Source organism: Campylobacter sp. CNRCH_2015_0814, from assembly GCF_025772765.1.
Classification (GTDB): domain Bacteria; phylum Campylobacterota; class Campylobacteria; order Campylobacterales; family Campylobacteraceae; genus Campylobacter_D.
The window spans coordinates 37,451-59,419 of the sequence record NZ_JAKMSR010000001.1 but is presented as its reverse complement, the minus strand read 5'-3'; the positions used below and the strand labels follow the sequence as shown (position 1 = coordinate 59,419).

Annotated in this window: 19 protein-coding genes; 2 read left to right on the top strand and 17 right to left on the bottom strand. The window is 29.2% G+C overall.

All coding sequences use genetic code 11. The annotated features are described in order from the left end of the window. Positions 1-7: 7 nt before the first annotated feature. The 3 genes from L8X24_RS00295 to groES form a co-directional block, all read right to left on the bottom strand. On the bottom strand, positions 8-577 hold the full coding sequence (locus L8X24_RS00295; RefSeq protein WP_263663109.1) for an NUDIX domain-containing protein: 570 nt from the start codon (positions 575-577) through the stop codon (positions 8-10). A gap of 117 nt (positions 578-694) precedes the next feature. Further along, positions 695-2,332 carry a chaperonin GroEL gene (gene groL / locus L8X24_RS00290; protein WP_070256698.1) on the bottom strand — a complete coding sequence of 546 codons (1,638 nt, stop codon included), beginning with the start codon at positions 2,330-2,332 and terminating at the stop codon, positions 695-697. A gap of 13 nt (positions 2,333-2,345) precedes the next feature. Further along, the gene (gene groES / locus L8X24_RS00285; protein ID WP_257941733.1) at positions 2,346-2,606 is read right to left on the bottom strand and encodes a co-chaperone GroES; all 261 of its coding nucleotides are present in this window, start codon (positions 2,604-2,606) and stop codon (positions 2,346-2,348) included. A 162-nt stretch (positions 2,607-2,768) separates the two neighbouring features. Here groES and L8X24_RS00280 point away from each other — a divergent pair, with 162 nt between their 5' ends. Then, positions 2,769-5,312 (top strand): hypothetical protein, encoded by a 2,544-nt coding sequence (locus L8X24_RS00280; protein WP_263663108.1) that lies wholly within the window; start codon positions 2,769-2,771, stop codon positions 5,310-5,312. A gap of 29 nt (positions 5,313-5,341) precedes the next feature. Here L8X24_RS00280 and hpf read toward each other — a convergent pair whose 3' ends face one another. The 13 genes from hpf to yajC all read right to left on the bottom strand — a co-directional run bounded on the left by hpf (position 5,342) and on the right by yajC (position 19,410). Beyond that, positions 5,342-5,860, bottom strand: coding sequence for a ribosome hibernation-promoting factor, HPF/YfiA family (gene hpf / locus L8X24_RS00275; protein WP_012661742.1), 519 nt, complete (start codon positions 5,858-5,860; stop codon positions 5,342-5,344). A 78-nt stretch (positions 5,861-5,938) separates the two neighbouring features. Then, entirely contained in the window at positions 5,939-6,619 is a 681-nt protein-coding gene (locus L8X24_RS00270; protein WP_263663107.1) for a 3-methyladenine DNA glycosylase, read from the bottom strand. Beyond that, entirely contained in the window at positions 6,616-9,555 is a 2,940-nt protein-coding gene (locus L8X24_RS00265; protein ID WP_263663106.1) for a DEAD/DEAH box helicase, read from the bottom strand. The genes L8X24_RS00270 and L8X24_RS00265 overlap by 4 nt, the downstream gene beginning before the upstream one ends. Further along, on the bottom strand, positions 9,545-9,949 hold the full coding sequence (locus tag L8X24_RS00260) for a bactofilin family protein (protein ID WP_263660127.1): 405 nt from the start codon (positions 9,947-9,949) through the stop codon (positions 9,545-9,547). The genes L8X24_RS00265 and L8X24_RS00260 overlap by 11 nt, the downstream gene beginning before the upstream one ends. Then, positions 9,877-10,788, bottom strand: a complete 912-nt coding sequence (locus L8X24_RS00255) for a M23 family metallopeptidase (RefSeq protein ID WP_243705623.1) — start codon at positions 10,786-10,788, stop codon at positions 9,877-9,879. The genes L8X24_RS00260 and L8X24_RS00255 overlap by 73 nt, the downstream gene beginning before the upstream one ends. Next, entirely contained in the window at positions 10,775-11,944 is a 1,170-nt protein-coding gene (locus tag L8X24_RS00250) for a Mur ligase family protein (protein ID WP_263663105.1), read from the bottom strand. The genes L8X24_RS00255 and L8X24_RS00250 overlap by 14 nt, the downstream gene beginning before the upstream one ends. 1 nt (position 11,945) lies before the next feature. Continuing rightward, positions 11,946-13,313, bottom strand: coding sequence for a hypothetical protein (locus tag L8X24_RS00245; RefSeq protein ID WP_263663104.1), 1,368 nt, complete (start codon positions 13,311-13,313; stop codon positions 11,946-11,948). Between the two features lies 1 nt (position 13,314). After that, positions 13,315-13,812, bottom strand: a complete 498-nt coding sequence (gene lptE / locus L8X24_RS00240) for an LPS assembly lipoprotein LptE (protein WP_263663103.1) — start codon at positions 13,810-13,812, stop codon at positions 13,315-13,317. Further along, a complete protein-coding gene (gene leuS / locus L8X24_RS00235) occupies positions 13,809-16,238 on the bottom strand; it encodes a leucine--tRNA ligase (protein ID WP_263663102.1) in 2,430 nt (809 codons plus the stop codon). Before leuS ends, lptE begins: the two co-directional genes overlap by 4 nt. A gap of 8 nt (positions 16,239-16,246) precedes the next feature. After that, entirely contained in the window at positions 16,247-16,588 is a 342-nt protein-coding gene (locus L8X24_RS00230) for a DUF6394 family protein (protein WP_039618681.1), read from the bottom strand. A gap of 2 nt (positions 16,589-16,590) precedes the next feature. Further along, complete coding sequence (secF, locus tag L8X24_RS00225) at positions 16,591-17,562, bottom strand: protein translocase subunit SecF (RefSeq protein ID WP_263663101.1); 972 nt, start codon at positions 17,560-17,562, stop codon at positions 16,591-16,593. Further along, a complete protein-coding gene (gene secD / locus L8X24_RS00220) occupies positions 17,562-19,142 on the bottom strand; it encodes a protein translocase subunit SecD (protein ID WP_263663100.1) in 1,581 nt (526 codons plus the stop codon). The genes secF and secD overlap by 1 nt, the downstream gene beginning before the upstream one ends. Beyond that, on the bottom strand, positions 19,135-19,410 hold the full coding sequence (gene yajC, locus L8X24_RS00215; RefSeq protein WP_012661754.1) for a preprotein translocase subunit YajC: 276 nt from the start codon (positions 19,408-19,410) through the stop codon (positions 19,135-19,137). The genes secD and yajC overlap by 8 nt, the downstream gene beginning before the upstream one ends. Here yajC and L8X24_RS00210 point away from each other — a divergent pair. Next, complete coding sequence (locus tag L8X24_RS00210; RefSeq protein ID WP_263663099.1) at positions 19,380-20,702, top strand: apolipoprotein N-acyltransferase; 1,323 nt, start codon at positions 19,380-19,382, stop codon at positions 20,700-20,702. The genes yajC and L8X24_RS00210 overlap by 31 nt on opposite strands. Positions 20,703-20,713: 11 nt before the next feature. Here L8X24_RS00210 and metK read toward each other — a convergent pair whose 3' ends face one another. Further along, on the bottom strand, positions 20,714-21,907 hold the full coding sequence (gene metK / locus L8X24_RS00205; protein ID WP_039628549.1) for a methionine adenosyltransferase: 1,194 nt from the start codon (positions 21,905-21,907) through the stop codon (positions 20,714-20,716). Between the last annotated feature and the right edge of the window lie 62 nt (positions 21,908-21,969).

Sequence of the window (21,969 nt, the reverse complement as noted above, 5' to 3'; positions counted from 1 at the left end):
GGTAAGATTAATTCTTACCTTTAAACCACAAATACGCATATTCAAGTAAAGGGGTTTTGATGGGATTTTCTTTAGAAAATTTTTCAAAGTCTTTTCTTTTTATCCATACTGCTTGAATATCCTCTCCATCAATTCCACCGCCATGACCAGTTTTATCATCTTCGGTAATTTCAGCATAAAATAAAAACTGTCTACTTACACCTGAACCAAAACCTGTATAAAACTCTCCTATTTTTTCTACAACCCTAGGAGCATAACCTAGCTCTTCAATACATTCTTCTTTAGCTATTTCGTCTAAACTCAAATTTTTATCAACAAGTCCCGAACAAAGCTCTATACTAAATCCCATCTCATCTAATTTTAAATCATTACGTTTTTGATAATCCCATAAAGGAATTCTAAATTGTTTTACAAAGACAAAAGAATCTTTTTGAGTATGATATAAAAAAACAGAAACACTATCTAATGCTTCTATAAAATCCCAAGTATATTTTTTATTATCTTTGCCTATATAAGTATATCTTTTAGGTTTAATGTATTTTGAGTTGGAAAATTGTTCTTCTTGTAAGTTTTTCATGTAAAATCCTTATAATTTTACATCTATTATAACAAAAATAAAAATCGGTGTAGAAAAATAAAAAAAGAGTGAGTTGCTTTATATAAAAAGCAACTCAAAAGCAACAAAAAGATGGTATTACATCATACCACCCATGCCTCCCATACCGCCCATGCCACTCATATCAGGCATAGCAGGTTTATCCTCTTTGATTTCACTAATTGTAGCTTCAGTTGTTAAAAGCATACTAGCTACTGAAACTGCATTAAGTAAAGCCACTCTTTCTACTTTAACAGGATCAATAATACCGCTTTCAAGCATATTTACATATTCACCTTTTGCAGCATCAAAACCGGTATTTTCTTCTTTACTATTTTCTACTGTATTAACAACTACACCAGCATCAAATCCAGCATTTTCAGCAATTTGTCTTAAAGGTGCTCTTAAAGCTCTTTCTACAATAGCAGCACCAATAGCCTCATCACCTTGCAAATTCAAGCTGATTTTTGATTTTGCTTTGATTAATGCAGCACCACCGCCTATTACTATACCTTCTTCAACAGCAGCTTTTGTAGCGCTTAATGCATCATCAACTCTATCTTTTTTCTCTTTCATTTCAGTTTCCGTAGCAGCACCAACTTTAATTACAGCTACACCACCACTTAATTTAGCAAGTCTTTCTTGTAGTTTTTCTCTATCATAATCTGAGCTTGTTTCAGCAATTTGAGCTTTAATTTGGTTGATTCTTGCATCAATATTTGCTTTCTCACCTGCTCCATTTACAATAGTTGTATTATCTTTGTCAATAATCACGCTTGAAGCCTGACCTAAATCTTGGATACTAGCACTTTCTAAAGTTCTTCCAAGCTCTTCAGAAATCACTTCACCACCTGTTAAAATAGCAATATCTTCAAGCATAGCTTTTCTTCTATCGCCAAATCCAGGAGCTTTAACTGCTGAAATATTTAAAACACCTCTTAATTTATTTACAACTAAAGTTGCTAAAGCTTCACCTTCAATATCTTCAGCTATAATTAAAAGTGGTTTTCCTGTTTTTTGAATTTGCTCTAAAATTGGTAATAAATCTTTTAAATTAGCAATTTTTTTATCAAATAACAAAATAAATGGATTTTGCAATTCAGCTGTCATTTTTTCAGTATTTGTAATGAAATATGGGCTTAAATAACCTCTATCAAATTGCATACCTTCAACCACATTTAATTCATCATTAATTGATTTTGCTTCTTCAACAGTGATAACACCATCTTTTCCAACTTTTTCCATAGCATCAGCGATTAAATTTCCGATTTTCTCATCTGAATTTGCAGAAATTGTTGCAACTTGAGCAATTTCTTTTTTATCTTTAACTTCACGAGAAAGTTTTTTAAGTTCAGCTACTATAGCTTCACAAGCTTTATCCATACCTCTTTTAACTTCGATAGGATTAGCACCTGCTGTGATATTTCTCAAACCTTCTTTGAAAATAGCATGCGCTAAAACTGTTGCTGTTGTTGTTCCATCGCCTGCTTGATCAGCTGTTTTACTAGCTACTTCTCTAACTAAAGAAGCACCCATATTTTCTAAAGAATCTTTTAATTCTACTTCTTTAGCCACACTCACGCCATCTTTTGTGATAGTTGGAGCACCAAAACTTTTTTGAATTAATACATTACGACCACGTGGTCCCATAGTAACTTTTACTGCATCATTTAGTTTTTTAACACCTTCATAAAGTTTATTTCTTGCTTCATCTGAAAAAAATATTTCTTTTGCCATTTTTTATCCTTTTTTATTTAATAATCCCTAAAACATCTTCAACATTAAGAACCAAATACTCTTCATTGTCAAGTTTAATTTCAGTTCCGCCGTATTTTGCAAACATTACTTTATCATTTACTTTAACATCTTCTATTTCTTTGCTTACTGCAACAACTTCACCATTTAATGGTTTTTCTTTAGCATTATCTGGTATAATAATCCCAGAAGCAGTAGTTTTCATTTCTTCTAAGCGTTTTACCAAAATACGCTTTCCTAGAGGTTGAAAATTCATTTTGTATCCTTTCTAAAATGTGCCATTTTTAGCACTCTTTGTTTTTGAGTGATAGAATTATACATTAAAGAAAGTTAATTGTCAATAAATTAAGTAAAATATATCATATAAGTTTAGTCTATTACGCTAAATTTTTATGATATATTATTATAAAGGTTTCTCATGAAAAAAATTCTTTACATCCTTTTAGGCGTAGTATGTGTGGCATTGCTAGCTATATATACATTATTGTTTACAAGCATGGGTAATGCTTTTTTAAAACCAAGAATCGAAACGATTATTGCTCAAAAAAGTGGTATGAATGTTAAATTTGAAAATTTCAAAATTAGTTTTTCACAACTTGACATTAAAGCAAATATTGATGATAAATTTTTTGCTAATATAGAAGGTGGCATATCACCTTTAAGACTAGGATTTGATTTAAACTATCTTTTAGGACTTAAACAAAACTATATTCAAAATCTTGGCTTAAAAAGCGATAAAGATTTTACATTCAAGGGTGATGTTGTAGGTAAAAGTAGTGATTTTTCGGTAAAAGGTAATGGATTTTTATTTGATTCTAATCTTAGCTTAGATGCAAAAATTGTTGATTTTTCTCCTATAAATCTTGAATTTATTGGAAAAAATATAGATTTAGCTCAAATTTTAGATTTTGCTAATTTACCAAGATATGCTCAAGGAAAAATTAGTATTATAAGTGATATACAAGCTAAAGATTTAAAACCAAATGGTAATGCTTTGATTAATTTTTACACAAGTTCTATCAACAATACTCTCATTGAAAAAGATTTTAATCTAAGCCTACCAAAACAAAGCTATATAAAGGGTGAAATAAGATCTTTAATCCAAAACAATGAAGTTATATCTAAAAGTGAAATTTTAAGTAACTTCTTCAAACTTTATACACAAAAAAGTATTTATGATATAACAAAACAAAGCTTAGCTAGTGATTTTGACATCAAAATAGATGATTTTAATCAATTTTCATCTTTAGCTAAAATAAAACTCCAAGGCAAAAGTCAAATTCAAGGTAATTTACTTTTTGCAAACAATCAATTACAAAAATTAGATGCTAACTTGCTTGGATTTGGTGGTAGCTTAAAAGCTATTTTAGAAAATAATAATCTTAACATCAACACAACTGATATAGAAGTAGCAGAGCTTTTAAAGACTATCTCTATGCCTGCTTTTATTAATTCTAAATTAATTTTAGATTTAAAAGCGCAAGGACTTGATTTTAAAAATTTCAATCTAAATACTAGGTTAAACAATGCAAATATAAATGTTGTAGAATTTAAAAAACTAAGCAATCTTGATTTTCCAAAAACAACTTTTAATCTACAAGCTAAAGCAAATGCGAAAAATTCTTTGATTGATTATGAAGCTTTGCTTGATTCAAACATAGCAAAAATACCTCAGCTAAAAGGCTCTTATAATCTTACAAACAAAGATTTAAAAGCACAAATTAGTGCTTTTGTAGATAATCTTAACAAATTAAAACCTTTAACCAAACAAGATCTCAATGGACCTTTAAATTTAGATGCCAAAGTTGATCTTAAGGCAAATCAAATTCAAAATCTTGATGCAAATATTAAAATCATGCAAGGACTTATCAATGCGAAATCTAATGGAAAAAGTTTACAAGCGAAAGTTGATAATATAAAATTAGAACAACTTTTCCCTTTAATAGGACAAAAAGTTTTAGCATTTGGCGATGTAAATGCTGATATTGATTTAAAAACACTTGATTTTAACAATATTAATGGTGATTTTAAAGCCACTATCAATTCTTCTTTTAATGAAGTAGAATTATCCAAGCTTTTAGAGAAAAAATTTCCAAAGAATACTTCAGCAAAAATCAATCTTGATGGAAAAATTTCTAAATCAATCATTGATTTTAATGCTAAAGCTCTAAGTTCATTTGCAAATATTAACTCATTAAAAGGAAATTTTGATCTTAATCAAATGGCTCTAGCAAGCACTTATAATATATCATTGCAAGATTTTTCTAAGCTAGGATTTTTAGTCGATAGAAACTTAAAGGGCAAGGCTGATTTTGAAGGAAAATTTTATTTTAAAAACGCTTTAATAGATGCAAGCGTTAATAGTAAAAATATATTTGATGGCTCATTAAATGCAACTTTAAAAAATAATATTTTTAACGCTAAAATGCAAAATACTGATCTTTCAAATTTAGCTCAAAGTTTAGATTTGCCTGATTATTACCAAGCAAAATCAAATTTAAGTATTGACTACAATCTTTTAAAAGAAAGCGGTGTGGTGCTAATGAACTTAGCCGATGGACAACTTAAGAAAAACCTCATCACAAGTGCTTTAATGCTACTTTTACAAAAAGATATCACTCAAGATGTATATCGCAACGGTGAAGCTAAAATAAATATCAATAAAAATCTTATAGATTTAAATTTAAACCTAGTGGCTGATAGAAGTAATATAAACATCAGCAAAGGCAAAGTTGATACAAAAAGCACTAAATTAAACATTCCTTTTAATATCGTTATTGATAGAGCAAATTTCAAAGGAATTATAAAAGGAACAACACAAGATCCTAAAGTAAGTCTTGATACAAAAAGTGTTGTAAATTCTATTGTTAATACAATAGGTGGAAATGCTAGTGATGGTGCTAAAAACACAGGTAAAAAAGTAGATCAAGCAATAGATAAAATTTTTAACAAACTCTTCTAATATATCTAGCCTTAAAAAGGCTAGATTTTTTAAAATAAACCAAATTTACCATCTTTTTTCTTATATAACACCCTCATTTTTGCATCTATGTCATTAAAAACTAAAAATATATCCTTACTTGCTTTTAGCTTTTCTAATGCTTCTTCAATTTCTAAAGGTTTATATAGCTCAAGTTCTGTTGGAACTATCTCATCTTCCTCAATCACACTTGGCAATACTAAATTTTCTTTTATCTCATCTTGATGCTTATGAGTAATATTTTTATCATGTAATCTTCTTAAAACCTTAGAAATTCTATCAATAGCTAAATCTATAGCAGCATATAAGTCTTTATCCTTTTGCTTTACAACCACTGTGTTAATACCAGCTAAGTTAATGCTAAATTCAGCCCAAAAACCTTTCTTTCCATGCCTTTCATCAGCGCTTATAACACAACGTGCAGAAATCACATCTAAGCCATATTTACTTAAAGCATCAAAGCTTTTTTCCACATACTCTTTTATAGACTCAGTTAGCTCAAATTGCTTTCCAACTATACTTGTATTCATTACTTCTCCTTTTTATGAAGTTAAATACATTATAGCACTTTAATCGTAAAAAAATAACTTTTTAAATAAAAAATAAATTTAAAATTTTAAAGGATCTAAAATAAGTGCGCCATCTGCTGAAAGTTTTTTACCTTGAAAGTGTGTTTTACAAAAAGAAACAATTAAAGCATGAAAAATTTGATAAAGCTCATATAGTTCACATTCTTTTTTTAGCAAAACACATAATTCTTGTTGATTTTTAGCTATGCCTTTTTTTAAAAAATCTGCTAATTCATCATAACTTTGACACTCATAACCTAAATAATTAGCTATTTTTGCACTATAAGCATCAACTACTAAAACTTCTTTTTTACATATATAATTTAAAATTCCATCTGCACTTTCTTGACCCAAGCCTTTAATGCCTAAAAGCCATTCTCTATCTACTTCTTCTTTAAAAAGTTCAAAAGAATTAAAATCTTGGAAATATTTTTGAGTGAAATTTTTAATATATTTTGCCTTGGTATTATAAAATCCACTTGGCTTTATTAAAAGTGCTAAATCTTGAGTGTTTAACTTTGATAAATCTTCTATATTAGTAATATTTGCTTGTTTTAAATTTATCAAAGCTTTTAACACATTTTTCCAGTTTGTATTTTGAGTTAAAACCACAGAAATTAAAATTTCAAACTCGCTTAAAGTATTATTTTCTAGCCACTCAAAATCGTTATAGTTGATATTTGCATTAACTAAAGCTTTAAAAATTTCATATCCACTCATGCTTTTTCACTCTTTCTTAAATGCATCAAAATAGCCTCGATCACATCATCATCGTCTTTGCTTTTTGCCTTAATGACTTCCTTACTCTCATCATCTTTTACAAAACAAATATTTTGCTCATAATTACTCACTAGTTTATAATGCTTGCTAGCTAAAATTTTTATGATGATTAAATCCAAAAACTGCTTTGTGAAGATATCAGGCTTACCAAAACGATCATTCATCTCACTTTCTATTTCATAGACTTCATTAACACTCATACATTTACTAAGTCTTCTATAAAGCTCTAATCTCAAACGATCTTCACCAATATACTCACTATTTAAAAAGGCATTGATATTAAGCTTTAGATCTATTTTTTTCTCTTTAATTTCTTCTTTTTTGCTTAGCTTATTAATTTCATCTTCTAACATTTTAAGATATAAACTATAACCAATTTGTTCTATATGTCCACTTTGATCCACACCTAATAAATTTCCACCACCACGAATTTCTAAATCATGATAAGCAAGTACGCTTCCTGAGCCTAAATAAGAATTACTCTCCAAACTCGTAAGTCTTTTTAAAGAATCTTTTGTGATTTTTTCCTTATCTTCAATCAAAAAATAACAATATCCTTGCTTAGCACTACGCCCTACTCTTCCTCTAAGTTGGTGCAAATCAGCCATACCAAAGCGATCTGAATTTTCTACTATGATAGTGTTTGCATTTGCCAAATCAATACCACTTTCAACTATAGAAGTACAAAGCAATAAATCATATTCTTTATTTTCGAATTTAATCATTTCTTCTTCGGTAGTTTTTGCATCAATTTTAGAATGCAAGATTAAAATTTTTAAATTCGGAAATAAATCTAAAAGATATTTTTTACACCCATCAATACTTGCTATATGATTGTGAATATAAAAAATCTGTCCTGCTCTTCTTAATTCTCTTGAAATAGCTTCTTTAATCAAAGCGTCATTACTTTCTCTAACAAAGGTACGCACATCCAAACGATCCTCAGGTGGAGTTTGTAAAACACTATATGATTTTAAAGAACTAAGAGCTTGATTTAAGCTTCTTGGTATAGGCGTTGCTGACATAGATAAAATATGGGAGTTTTTACTTAATTCTTTGAGTTTTTCTTTTTGTTTTACACCAAATTTATGCTCCTCATCTATCACAACTAAACCCAAATTTTCACACTCAATCCCTAAAAGAGAATGCGTTCCTACCACTACACAAGGCTTATTTTCTTTTAAAAATGCCAAAACTTGTTTTTTTTCTTTAGCACTAGTAAAACGATCTAGCTTAAAAACATCTATATTAAAAGAGTCAAATCTTCGTTTTAAGGTTTTAAAATGCTGGGCTGAAAGTAAAGTAGTTGGCACAAAAAACAAAGCCGTATAGCCACTTTTTACACAAGTAAATATAGCATTCATAGCAACTTCTGTTTTACCAAAGCCCACATCACCACTTAAAAGCCTATCCATTACTTGAGAACTTTTTAAATCTTGAGTGATTTCTTGACAAACTTGACTTTGATCTTTAGTATAAAAAAATCCTGCTTTATTGATAAATTCATCTTGTAATTCTTGAGAAATTTTTAATTCTTTTGCTTTTATCAAAGCTCTAGCCGCTGCTAAAGAAACTATATTTGAAGCAATGGCAAATAATTTTTCTTTTAATCTTTCTTTGATTTTTAGAAAACTTCCTTTTCCAAGCTTATCAAGTAAAGGCACGCCACCACTTGCACCGATATATTTATCAATCATATACAAATTTTCAACAGGTAATAAAAGCTTGTCATTATTTAAATACCCAAGAGCTACAAATTCTTTTTTTGCTCCTGCAATTATAATAATCTCAAGACCTAAAAATTTAGCTACACCATAATCTTCATGCACAACAAAATCCCCAACCCTAAGCTCATCTATTACCAAACTTGCTTTTCTAACTCTTTTACTTTTTTCTTTTTTATTTAAAGAGATAATAAGCTCATCTTGAGTGATTAGGTTGATTCTTTCTTGAGATATTTTTAATTTAATATTTGAAAATTCTTGTAAATTTAAAGCTTTAAACAAAGCTTCATTTTTTGCCAAAATAGTAATTTTTTTATCTTTGTGAAAAGTGAAAAAATCATAATTATAAGAACTTACTAAATCTTTATAAAATTTTGGTTCAGGTAAAATATTTTGATTGATTTTACTAATATCTTCTTCAAAATCATTTATATCAAAATTTTTTATACTCACAAAATTTAAATCCAAATAATCACAAAAGTCATCAACACACCAAAAACCCAAAGAATTAACATCATTAACAATGCTTTGACTTTGAAAATTTTGAATTTTTTCTTGTAAATTTTCATATTGCTCTTGATTAAAAGCACTTAAAAATGGACAAATCTCAATTTTTGAAAGTTCATTTGGGATTGATTTTTGTGTATGAATATCAAAATATCTTATACTTTCTATCTCATCTGAAAAAAGTAAAATTCTAAAAGGTTGTTCTTCGTTAATCGCAAAAATATCTATAATATCCCCGCGTATTGAAATTTCACCCTTATCTTGAACTATATCTACAAATTCATATCCACTATGTAAAATTTCTTCTTTAAATTTCTCTAAAGTAAGAAGTGAATTTCTTTTAAGAATAATGTTTTTTAGATGCTTTTTACCTGGTAACTTTTGCAAAATTGTTTTTATAGGAGATATTAAAATTTTATTTTTATTTTCTTTATGATAAGCATTTAATACTTTACAAATTTCAAAAAGTTCTTTAGAAAAAGAGCGTAAATCGCTACCAAATTCTGCTCTAAAATCAGGTAAAACGAAAGTTTTTAAATTTAAAAATAAACAAACTTGAGCTAACTCATCTGCTTCTTTATCATTCTCACAAATTATTAACTCAGTTTTATTACTTAATAAATATTCATATAATTTAGCTTGCATTTTCTGAATTTTCTATACTCACATCAATAGTTGCAAGCTCTTCTTCTTTTTCAATTATTTTACTACTTCCGTTAAATTTCCCACCATTTTCAATACTTAATTGTTTAACTATGATATTACCATTAAGCACACCGCCGGATAAAATTTCTAAAGAATCAACTTGCATTTCTCCCTCAAAAACTCCATTGATTACTATTTTACTTGCCTTAACTTGTCCTTTTAAAACACCACTTTTACCTATCACTATCACATTAGAAGAATTAATTACTCCTGTAATTTCTCCATCTAAATGAAGCATAGAATCAAAATAAAATTTTCCTTCTATTTTTGCTCCGTTTGAAATGACTGTAGTTTCGGATACTGCAGCAATAGAGCCTTTATTAAAGATTGCCATGGCACTCTCCTTTCTTTTTCAAAAATTTGTTCATAGTTTTTTCGGTTTAAATCTATAAAAATCTTAGGATCTAAAAGTTTATTAATAAATCTAACCTCATAATGCAAATGCGGCCCCGTAGAAAGACCTGTATTTCCTGTATAACCCAACAAATCACCTTTTTTTACAAATTGCCCTGCTTTGACAACATCCTGACGCGTCATATGTGCATAAACCGTTTTAAAACCAAAATTATGGATCAAAATCACTGAGTAACCATAGCCATTATTGCTATATGCAGCGTATTCAACCACTCCATTTGCCGGCGCATAAATAGGAGTTTTTAAAGCTGCTCTTAAATCAATACCTGGATGAAATTCTTTTTTATTTAATATAGGATGATGGCGCCATCCGAAATTACCTGTGACTCCATTATCTTCTATCACATGACCATTTGGAATTTGTGTTAAAAATAAATAAGCTTGATCATTAGTAAGTTTGACTTTTTCTAATCTTTCTGGTATATCTAAACTTTCATCTTGCTTTAAGCCTAAATTATCCTCAATATCTGCAAGTTGGGTTTGGAGTTCATCATATAAGGCTGTTTTTTCTTCTAAACTTTTTTGCATACTCTCATTTTGAGAAAACAATTTAGTATTCTTTGAAGATAATATTTCTTGTTCTTTTAAAAGCTCTGAACGCTTATCTGCTAGATAATTAATATATAAAGCACCTAAAACTATAACAACAAAAACAAAAGTAGTAAAATAAATTATTACTTTTTTTATAATCTGACTTAATAAAAAATGTCTAGAACCATTTACATCTGTAATAGTTAGCGTAAATTTATCTTTCATTATAGCCTCTTAAAAATTTTTCTACCAATACAAAAGAACCAAAAACTAAATATAACTCATCTTTTTTTATTTGTTCAAATTTTTGATAAACAATATCTAATTTTTCTAAATTTTCTAGCAAAACAGAACCCGCCAAAGGTCTATCTTTACTTTCATAATCATAAATTTCAACTATTTTTATTATAGGCTTTAAAGCTCTTAAAATTTTATAAGAATCTTTATCTAAAAAGCAATTATAAACCAAATGAACTTTTTTTTCCTTGAAAATTTCAACTAAAGCTAAAGCCGCCATTTCATTATGTCCTACATCAATAAAAATATTTTGACTTATTTGCTCGCACCTTCCTTTTAAATCAAGTTTTGGTAGATTTTTGATACTTTGAATTAATTCTTTTTCATTTTTAGCACAAATTTTAGAAAAAGCTTCTAAAGCTAAAAAAAGATTATCTTTTAAAAAAGTTGCAAAATTGTGCTTTTGAATATATTCTTGCACATAAGGATAAATAAAATTATTTTTTTCTAGCAAACTGATACTTAAACTAGCTCGTTTTAAATTTGCTATTTTTTGAGCCAAATTTAATACTTTTGCTTCTTGCTTATGATCAATTAAAGCTTTGGCACTCATGGCTTTTAATTTTGTTCTTGCTATTTCTTCTAAATTTTTACCTAATAAATCTTGATGATCAAATCCTATTTTAGTAAAAATACTAAAATTTATTTCAAAAACACTTGTAGCATCGTACTCTCCACCTACTCCAGCTTCTAAAATCACATAATCGCAATCTTTAAAAACAAAAAATGCTAAAAATGTAGCATACTCAAAATAGCTAAGTTTTTTCACATCATCTAAAAAAACACTTTCTAATTCTTCGTGTGCTTTTTCTAAAAGCTCATTGCTTGCAATTTTCCCATTTAACCAAAATCTTTCATTAAATTCAAAAATATGTGGACTTGTATAATGCCCTACTTTACATCCTTGCTCTAAGAGTAAAAGGGCTAAAAATCTACCTGTACTTCCTTTGCCATTAGTGCCAATAATTTGAATATTTTTAGTTTTTGGGATAAATTTTTTATATTTTTCATACATACTAAACATAAAAAATCTACTGATTTTTTGTACATGCATGGTTTTTTGTGAAAGTGTTTGCTGGAATTTCATACTAAGCTTTTTGCATTAATTCTTTTAAAATATCGCCATCTGGAAATTCTTTTTTTTCTATACAAGAAGATGATAAAACAAGTCTAACTACTTCTTCTTTATAAATAAATTTATAATCATCTATAAGCTTCAAAGCTTTTTCCGTAAAGATTTGAGCATCTTCTAAGCTTTTACCCGGAAAAACAATTAAATAAGAACTTTCATCTAAAATCCAAATTTCAGCTAAATTTTTACATAAGTCTTTGAGGATTTTTTTAAACTTCCCGCTAATGGTTTTAAAACTATCAATACCATAAGCATTAATAACATGTTCTATATTATTGATTTTAAAGAAAGATAAAGCATAATTAACCGCATAAAGCTTATAATTTTCATCAAGTTTTTTAAGCTCTTGAGCAAGACTCCATTGTTCTCTTTGCTCATCATCGCTTGTAGCTTGAATTTGAGTTTTAATTTGAGCTATTTGCTCGTTTGCATACAAAAGCTTATCTTTTAATGTATCAAAATTAATCTGCACATTACCATTTTTATCTTTAGTTAAAGCATTAATAAATTTCACATCTTCTTGGCTATTATCATAAAGCTTTGAAACCATTTCATTTAGGCTTTCTAAATGCTGATTGAAAAAAGAAAGATTTTTTTGTATGTAGTATTTATCTATTACTTCTTTTTTTTGTAGCATCAAACAATATTCATGTGCAAATTCTTTTCTAGCAATCAATCTAGGATTTTCTTTTAATTTTTGCTTAAATTGCTCTACTTCTTTACTCTCACCAAATAAAGGCTCCAAAGAAGCTAGTAAAAGTTCAGCTTGTTTTTCATAGGAACGTTCTTTTAGCATAGTGATAAGTTTTTCTATTAAAGCATGAAAATCCAAAAAAGCTCGGATATTAAATTCTTCTAATTTTTTTAAGAGTTCTCCATCTTCATAAGATTTTTCAAGTTCTTTCCATTTGGCTCTTAAAAGATATATGGTTTCTAAGTCCATAGCTTGAGATAATCTGTGTTGAGTAATTTGAGCAAGCTCTTTGATTTTTTTATCTTTACTAATACTAAGTTGCTGAATGATTAAGCCAAGTAAAGCATAAACATCTTCATATTTTCTACTTACCTGTCTATTGAGCCTAGAGACTAAAAACATCAAAAACTCATCAATAGTTCGAATGCTCTTTCCTTTTAATTCTTGTTTGTAAGAATCATCTAAAAGATTGGTGTATTTTTCTATTCTGGCTTTATTTGAACTCATCACTCCTGCTTTTTTAGCACACTCTTCAAACACCTCGCTATAATTTTCAGGAGTTGGATATAACTTACGCTCTTTTAGTTTTATCAATGTTTCTTTTGCAATTTCATTGATATGACTTGCCATTTTATTTATAACCCCTAATAGCTATAATAGAAACAAATTCATCAAAAGCTTCACTTGATGCATTTTTAATTGCTTCAAATCTTGCTTGATCACTGATGATAGAGTTTGGATTAATATCAAAATTATAACTCCCTTTAGTATTTACAATTTCTTCCTTGCCATTTTTATAACGCAACACAAACTCCAAATAAAGCTCCGCTTTATAATAAATTACATAACCATTTTTATCATAAACTATAGGATGAAATTCTAATTTTTTCATCGTAACTATAATAGAACTATCTGCATTATACTCATCTGTGATTTTTCTACCAAGCTTATTAAGCATAGCTTCTCTTAGAATATCTGTTATGTAAACACTGTTTTCAGGATCTTGTTTGCTAATATTGATTTTTAAAAATACATTTTCGCCCAAAACTCTACTTGCCATCTGCGAAGAGGGAATATATCCACAAGCTATGATGAAAAAAGCAAAAAACAACACTAGATATTTTTTCATTTAATCACCAAATTTACCAATTTCTTATCAATATAAATTTCTTTTACTATAGTTTTTTCTTTTAGCCATTTTGCAACATTTTCTTTAGCTAAAGCTAAAATCTCATCTTCTTTAGCTTCTGAATTTATTTCAATCTGTGCTCTTTTTTTACCATTAACACTAATAGCTATATTAAAGCTATCCTTTATAAAAACCTCATCTTTTATTTTTAATACTTTAAAATTTTCACATTTAAATAAATGCTCACTAAGTTCAAAACAAACATGAGGGATGATAGGCTCTAAGATATTTAAAATAATATAAAAAGCTTCTTTTGAAACTTCTTTATCATTTATAGCATTTAAAGCATTTAAAGCCTCCATACATGCAGCTATTAAGGTATTAAAGGCAAAACTTTCTTCATAAACTTCGAAAGATTTTTTCAAAGCTTCATATACTTTTAATCTAGCATATTTTTCTTCTTTATTTAAACTTTGATGATCAATTTCTTGTATTTTTCCACATTCTAAACTCATAGCCTTTTCATAAAGCCTATTGATAAATTTAAACGCACCTTCTAATGCACTATCGTTCCATTCAAGTTCTTTAGCAGGTGGTGCAGCAAACAATATAAATAATCTTGCACTATCTGCTCCATATTTTTCTATAATATAATCAGGATCAACCACATTCCCCTTAGACTTACTCATCTTAGCACCATCTTTAGTAACCATTCCTTGGGTTAAAAGTCTATTAAAAGGCTCATCATCTTTTAAATAACCCAAATCTCTAAGTGCTTTTTGGAAAAATCTAGCATAGAGTAAATGTAATATCGCATGTTCAATCCCACCAATATATTCATCAACATTCATCCAATAATTAACACTTTTTTCATCTACTGCTTTTTCTTGCCATGTTTTATCATCACTTGCAAAACGCGCAAAATACCAAGAACTTTCAAAGAAAGTATCTAAAGTATCGCTTTCTTTTTGCGCTTTTTTACCACATTTTGGACAAACGCACTCTTTCCATGTTTCATGCTTATCAAGTGGATTTCCTTCTCCATTTATCACCACATCCTCAGGCAAGGTAATAGGTAAATTTTCTATTTTTTGAGGAACTATGCCACAAGAGTCACACTTAATCATTGGTATAGGAGCTCCCCAATATCTTTGTCTAGAAACACCCCAATCACGAATTTTAAAATTAGTAACCTTTTTACCAATACCCAAAGATTCAATTTTTAAACTAATTTTTTCTCTAGCATCATTGCATTCTAATTGATCAAATTCGCCACTATTAGTTAAAACGCCTTCTTTTAAAGTGTAGCATTGTGCGTCATTTTCATCTTTATAAATTACTTTTTTTATAGCCAAATTATAAGTTTTTGCAAACTCATAATCTCTTTCATCGTGAGCAGGCACGCTCATAACAGCCCCACTACCATAATCACTTAAAACAAAATTAGCTACCCATAAAGGAATTTTTTCTTTACTTAGTGGATGGATTACATAAAGATTTAAAAAATATCCTTCTTTTGGTGCGGCCTGTCTTTGGCGCGGTGTTTGATTTTGTATATTTTGAATTTTAGCTATAACATCTTGATTTAGTAATTTTTTATCAATTAATTCATTTACCATTTCATGATCAGGCGCTAAAGCGATGTAAGATACTCCATAAATAGTCTCAGCTCTTGTGGTAAAAACATTGATCTTTTTTGCGCTGATTTTATCATTTTCTTCTATATCAAAATCAAAACTAAGCCCTGTGCTTTTACCTATCCAATTTTCTTGCATAGTTAGAACTTGACTTGGCCATTTTCCTTCTAATTTTTTAAGATCATGCAATAATTCATCTGCATAAGCAGTGATTTTTACATAATATCCTGGCATTTTTTTTCTAATGACTTCATGTCCACAACGCCAACATTTGCCATCTTCAACTTGCTCATTTGCTAAGACTGTTTTATCATTCTCACACCAATTAACTTCAGCTTCTTTAGTATAAACAAGTCCTTTTTCATACATTTTGATAAAAAATTCTTGCTCAAATTTAGTATATAAAGGATCAGAAGTAGCAAACATTCTTTTTTTAGAAAAAGAAAAGCCCAAAGATGCAAGTTCATTTTGCATATAATCAATATTTTCATAAGTCCATTTTTTAGGATGGATACCATGTTTAATTGCAGCATTTTCAGCAGGCATACCAAAACTATCAAAACCTATAGGATGTAAGACATTAAAACCTTTTTTTCTATAATACCTAGCCATAGCATCACCTATGCTATAGTTTCTCACATGTCCCATATGAATTCTACCACTTGGGTATGGAAACATAGATAAAATGTATTTTTTTGGTAAAGAAAAATCATCTTTTGGTTCAAAATATTCTTTTTCTTGCCAAATTTTTTGCCATTTTTTTTCTATTTTACCTGCTTCATATGCCATTTTAACTCCTAATTTTCTTCTTGATTTTTTACTGAATCAACTATAACTAAAATCATTGAAAAGATATTAGCTATCAAAGCACCAATTGCTAAAGTATAAACCATAACATTAGCTTCTGGATTAATTTGTATTAAAGCAAAAGCTGGAATTAAATGCAAATCAGCTACCAAAGAACTAGCAAATAATTCAGCTGCTAAGAAATTTCTAACCCCAATTTTCAATAAAGTAGAAATTAAATTCACACAAGCTGCAATAAATAAAGCAACTTCATTTTGATCATATAAAAATCCTGCGGTTGTAGTTAAGCTCATTAGAGCAAAAAAGATATAAATAACCTTACCCCAATTCATTTTTACACCGTTCCTTTTTCATACATCGCTCTTAATTTCTCTTTTTCTTGTTTTTTCTTTACTTTTTCTAATTCTTTTTGACGATACTGCGTAACACTAAATTTAAACCATAAAAGTGCTGGACTTGCTACAAATATAGAACTTGCAGTACCTGCTACAATACCCACTATCATAGTTAGAGCAAAACCTTCTATCATAGATCCGCCAAAGAAATAAAGCACTACAACAGTAATTAAAGTTAAACCCGTTGTTAAAGTAGTTCTTGATAAAGTAGCTGAAACTGATTCATTGATAATTAAATCAAGTTTTGAATTTTTACTTGTTTTAACACCTTCTCTAATCCTATCAAAAATAATAATCGTATCATTTAAAGAATATCCAAGCACAGTTAAAACAGCCGCCAAAATATCTAAATTTACATCTATTTCAAATAATGCAATAGCACCTAAAGTAATGACTATATCATGAATTTCACACACAATAGAAGCCATAGCAAAACGCCATTCAAATCTCACTGCCAAATAAATCAAAATAGCAATCAAAGAAATTCCAACCGCCATAAGACCTTTATTACGCAGTTCATCTCCTACTTTTGGACCTACTACATCCACGCGGCGCACTTCAAATTTACCTGTATCTTTTAACAAATTTGCAATACTTACTCCAATATCACTTCCTAAACTATCACTGCTTCCTGAAAAACGAATAATCACTTCATTAGCGCCACCAAATTCGGTAACACTAGCTCCTTTTAAATTTTCATTAATAGCTAAAGCTTTACGAATTTCAGCCAAGGGTGCTTTTTGCTCATATTGAAGTTGTACCAAAGTTCCACCGGTAAAATCAATACCAAAATTCAAACCCTTAGTAAAAAGGATAAAAATAGAACCAAAAAATAAAATAAAAGACAAAGAGATGGCTGCAAATCTCATTCTCATAAAATCATAAACATGTTTTTGACTAAAAAATTGCATTAAGGTCTCCTATATCCAAACCATAATCTTGTGTTATTGCTTTTTTCCATACGGTTCATAAACATTTCAAACATACCATGAGTTCCAACAATAGAAGTAATCATTGAAACTAAAATCCCAATACTCAAAGTCACCGCAAAACCTTTTACCGCACCTGTTCCATAAGCATAAAGCACCACTGAAGTAATAAGCGAAGTAATATTAGAATCTAAAATCGCGCTCATTGCATGCTTATAACCATTTTCAACACTTTGCCTTATGCTAGCACCTTCTCGTAACAATTCTCTAATTCTTTCATTAATAATAACATTAGAATCTACTGCCATACCCACGGTCAGCACAAGTCCTGCCATACCAGGTAAAGTCAAAGTTGCTCCAAACATAGCCATTACAGCAATAATCACTAAAATATTTGCCACTAAAGCAATATTAGCAAAAATTCCTGCTATACCATAATACATCACCATAAATGCAATAACTAATATAGAAGCACCTGCTAGGGCTATCATACTCATTTTAATACTATCAGCACCCAAAGATGGTCCAACACTTCTTTTTTCAAGCATTTTAACCGGTGCTAAAAGTGCCCCACTTCTTAAAGCAATGGCCACATCATGAGCTTCTTCTACAGTAAAGCTACCACTAATTTGACCACTACCCCCGCCTATTCTTTCATTAATTCTTGGAGCTGAATATACTTTATTATCTAAAACTATAGCTAAGCGTTTGCCTACATTATTTCCTGTATAGTCTCCAAATTTTTTAGCACCTTCTGAATTTAAGGTAAAATTAATCACAGGAAGATTATTACTTTGTGCAAAACCTACTTTTGCATCTGTTAACATAGAGCCATCAAGAATAGGTATAGATTTTACTAGATATTTAATTTGAGGATTTTTTGCATCTTCAAAAATCAAGTCTCCATATTCAGCAGCTTGAGCTGGAGTAAGATTATTTACCTGATCCATTCTAACATCATCTACTTCCATTAATTGCAAATGTGCAGCTTTTGCGATAAGCTCTCTAGCTCTAGCCTCATCTGCAGCAGTTTTAATACCTGGAAGTTCGACTAAAATTTTATCCTCACCTGATCTTGCTACATTTGGCTCTGCAAGGCCAAATTGATCAAGTCTGTTTCTAATGGTTTCCACGGCTTGTAAAATAGCTTGCTCATGAGTTAATTTAATTTCTTCTTGGGTTAAAGAAAGTGTGTAGTGTAAATTTTCATGTGTAATAGCCAAGCCTTTGATGTCTTTTAATAACAAATCAACCTTAGCTATATCATTTTCATCTAATAAACTAAATTCAATACTAGTATCATTTACTTTGATTTTATCAACAATAATATCTTCTTTATTGATAGAATAACTAAGAGAAGAGGCTATGGATTTAACCTTTGATTTAACCGCCTCTTCTACTTCTACACCTAATAACATATGCAAACCACCTTGCAAATCAAGTCCTAGGTTGATCTTAGCACCACTTTGGGTTTGCATAAAAGAAGGTATGGAAAAAATTAATCCTATAAGAAAAACTACAAAGAAAATGATACTTCTATAAGTAATTTTTCCACTACGCATCAATTTTCTTTGCTATGAAATCTCTAGAAATTTTTACAACTACATTTTCATCATTAAGCTTAACTTTGATAAAATCCTCTTCTGGTTTTACCACCTCGCAAATTATCCCACCATTTGTGATGATTTTATCTCCTTTTTCTAAAGATAAAACCATTAATTTGTGGTCTTTTGCTTGTTTTTGCTGTGGTCTGATAACCAAAAAATAAAAAATCGCAAAAAGCACAATGAGAGGCAACAATGAAGTCCAAATATTTCCGTTTTCTGCCATTTCTTCCCCTTTTTTTAAAGTTCATAAATTCTAATTCTACCACTTTTAAAATAATAAAAGCCTTTTTTTCTGCACTTTTATTGTCAAATTTTATTTATTTTTCTTTTTTTGAAAATTTACTTTTTGAATTTATTTCACCATTTTTAAGTATATATGGTTTGATTTTATTGCTAAGAAATAAAAGTAAAATAGGATATTTTTATACCGGATTTTTTGTAGGAATTTTATGGTTTTGGTGGATAGCTTTATCATCAATTTATTTTGATTTAGCTTATTTAATTCCTTTAGAAATTATCTTAATCGGATTAATTTATGGATTATTATTTTTAGTATGTTTTTTTCTTAAATATGATTTTTTAAGGCTTTGTGGGATTTTTTTACTTAGTTTTGTTCATCCTTTTGGATTTGATTGGCTAAATTGGGGTGTTTTAAGTGTATATGGAATCTTTGATGCAAGTTATCAAGGCATTATAGCTATGTTTTTGATTGCTTATTTTTATTATGAAAAATACATTTCAAGATATTATAAAATAGCAATCATTTTAATCCTTATTCTAATAGGAGCTCAATATAGTCAAAAACAACCACAAACACTAAATTTAGACTATAAATTAATTCAAACTAATATCTCCCAAGATCAAAAATTCATACAAGAAAATTTACAAACTCATTCTAAAGATATATTTTATCAAATCAATCAGGCCATAAAAGAAGGCAAAGAAGCAATTATTTTTCCTGAAACAGCTTTTGCCTTTGCTTTAAATAAAGCTCCAAGTTATTTACAAGCTTTAAAAGATTTATCAAAACAAATCATCATCATCACAGGTGCTATAAGTACCACACCTAATCATCTATACAATAGCACTTATGTATTTGACAATGGCAACATACAAGTTTTTAACAAACACTATCTTGTACCTTTTGGGGAAGAAATTCCTATATTTAAAAACTTTTTTAAAAAATATCTTTTAAATATTGATGAATTTTCAAAAGGAAAGGAATTAAATCAATACACTCTAAATAATCAACTCATCACTAATGCTATCTGCTTTGAAGCTACAAAAGAAAAACTTTATAAACACTCAAAAATCATCATCGCTATTTCAAACAATGCTTGGTTTAATTTTTCAAGTGAGTATAAATTACAAAATTTTCTAATGCGTTTTTATGCAAACAATTATAATGTAAGCATATATCATGCAGTTAATGGAAAAGAAAATGCTGTAATTAAGTCAAAAGAGATATTGATTTTAAAGATAAAAGAAAAACTTTTAAAGCAAAATGAAGCTTAAAAGCTTCATTATTATAATGCTTTAAATTCATCAAGAGCGTCCAATTTTTCCCAAGGATAATCAGCCTGACCTACTTGACCACGAGCAGCTACATCAGCATACATGAAAGTATCTTTACTTGGTTTATCAAGATTGAATTTATTTTTAATCCAATTTGGAGTTAATGGGAAAGTTTTCATCACAAAATCACTTAAAATATCATCATTTAATCTTGTGTTTGTTCCCATACAATCCACACTAACAGAAGTTGGTTTAGCTACACCTATAGCATAAGAAAGCTGCACTATGCATTTTTTAGCAAGACCTGCGGCTACGATATTTTTAGCAAGCCATCTTGCTGCATAAAGCCCACTTCTATCAACCTTAGTATAATCTTTAGAAGATTGCGCTCCTCCGCCTATTGGAGCATAGCCACCAAAGCTATCTACTATAAGTTTTCTTCCTGTTAAACCACTATCATGCAACGAGCTGTGATTTACATATTTTCCCGTTGGGTTGATTAAAATTCTTGTTTTTTCTGGGCAAAAAAGCTCTTTTGGTAAATTTGAATCTAAAATCAAATCCATCACCAAAGCTCTTAGATCTTCTATTTTCATACTTTCAACACAAGGAGCTGAAACTACAATAGTATGGATGCTTTGAGGTTTGCAATTTTCAAAATTTTCTTTATTTACATAATCAATTGTCACTTGAGTTTTAATATCCACTCCAAGTTTATCAGGATTGTTTTTTGCAAACTCATATACTTTATCACAAAGCATTCTAGCATAAGAAATAGCTGCTGGCATATATTCTTTTGCTTCATTACTTGCAAAACCAAACATTATCCCTTGATCACCCGCTCCAATTTCTCCATCTTCTTGATCAACACCTTGATTGATATCAGGACTTTGTTCATTTAAAAATACCATTACATCTAAATCATCAGGATGTAAACATTGTTTTTTGCTAAAATGTGGATGCCCATCATAACCAATATCTGCTAGAGCTTTTTTTACAATATTTTCATAATCTTGTTTTTCTAGTTTATGTTTTGATTTAATTTCACCACCAATTACTACTTTATTTCCTGCTACAAAAACCTCACTAGCAACCCTTGAATCTTTATCGTGAGTTAAAAAAGCATCCACTATAGAATCAGCTATAATATCAGCACATTTATCAGGATGTCCTGCACTAACAACTTCAGAAGTAAATAAATACATATTTTTAATATTCCTTATCATAAAAAATTCTAGCCTTATTTTAACACAAGCTAGCTTAAAAA